At 52.5% G+C, this 1,569-nt stretch carries 1 rRNA gene; it reads right to left on the bottom strand.

The window, feature by feature from the left end:
• Positions 1-19 precede the first annotated feature (19 nt).
• A 16S ribosomal RNA gene (locus A6E03_RS18260) occupies positions 20-1,562 on the bottom strand.
• Between the last annotated feature and the right edge of the window lie 7 nt (positions 1,563-1,569).

Below are 1,569 nucleotides of genomic sequence, written 5' to 3'. Positions count from 1 at the left end.
TAAATCGTAATCTATCGTTTAAGGAGGTGATCCAGCCCCAGGTTCCCCTAGGGCTACCTTGTTACGACTTCACCCCAGTCATGAACCACAAAGTGGTGAGCGTCCTCCCGAAGGTTAAACTACCCACTTCTTTTGCAGCCCACTCCCATGGTGTGACGGGCGGTGTGTACAAGGCCCGGGAACGTATTCACCGTGACATTCTGATTCACGATTACTAGCGATTCCGACTTCACGGAGTCGAGTTGCAGACTCCGATCCGGACTACGACGCACTTTTTGGGATTCGCTCACTATCGCTAGCTTGCAGCCCTCTGTATGCGCCATTGTAGCACGTGTGTAGCCCTACTCGTAAGGGCCATGATGACTTGACGTCGTCCCCACCTTCCTCCGGTTTATCACCGGCAGTCTCCCTGGAGTTCCCACCATTACGTGCTGGCAAACAAGGATAAGGGTTGCGCTCGTTGCGGGACTTAACCCAACATTTCACAACACGAGCTGACGACAGCCATGCAGCACCTGTCTCACAGTTCCCGAAGGCACAAGTCCATCTCTGGTCTCTTCTGTGGATGTCAAGAGTAGGTAAGGTTCTTCGCGTTGCATCGAATTAAACCACATGCTCCACCGCTTGTGCGGGCCCCCGTCAATTCATTTGAGTTTTAATCTTGCGACCGTACTCCCCAGGCGGTCTACTTAACGCGTTAGCTCCGAAAGCCACGGCTCAAGGCCACAACCTCCAAGTAGACATCGTTTACGGCGTGGACTACCAGGGTATCTAATCCTGTTTGCTCCCCACGCTTTCGCATCTGAGTGTCAGTGTCTGTCCAGGGGGCCGCCTTCGCCACTGGTATTCCTTCAGATCTCTACGCATTTCACCGCTACACCTGAAATTCTACCCCCCTCTACAGCACTCTAGTTCACCAGTTTCAAATGCGGTTCCGAGGTTGAGCCCCGGGCTTTCACATCTGACTTAATGAACCACCTGCATGCGCTTTACGCCCAGTAATTCCGATTAACGCTCGCACCCTCCGTATTACCGCGGCTGCTGGCACGGAGTTAGCCGGTGCTTCTTCTGTCGCTAACGTCAAGATATGCAGCTATTAACTACACACCCTTCCTCACGACTGAAAGTACTTTACAACCCGAAGGCCTTCTTCATACACGCGGCATGGCTGCATCAGGCTTTCGCCCATTGTGCAATATTCCCCACTGCTGCCTCCCGTAGGAGTCTGGACCGTGTCTCAGTTCCAGTGTGGCTGATCATCCTCTCAGACCAGCTAGAGATCGTCGCCTTGGTGAGCTCTTACCTCACCAACAAGCTAATCTCACCTGGGCTAATCTTAGCGCGAGAGGTCCGAAGATCCCCCTCTTTGGTCCGAAGACATTATGCGGTATTAGCTATCGTTTCCAATAGTTATCCCCCACACTAAGGCATATTCCCAGGCATTACTCACCCGTCCGCCGCTCGTCAGCGAATTAGCAAGCTAATTCCTGTTACCGCTCGACTTGCATGTGTTAGGCCTGCCGCCAGCGTTCAATCTGAGCCATGATCAAACTCTTCAATTAAAGTTTT

Source organism: Aliivibrio sp. 1S128 (assembly GCF_001691065.1).
Taxonomy (GTDB): domain Bacteria; phylum Pseudomonadota; class Gammaproteobacteria; order Enterobacterales; family Vibrionaceae; genus Aliivibrio.
This window is presented reverse-complemented; position numbering and strand designations above follow the sequence as displayed.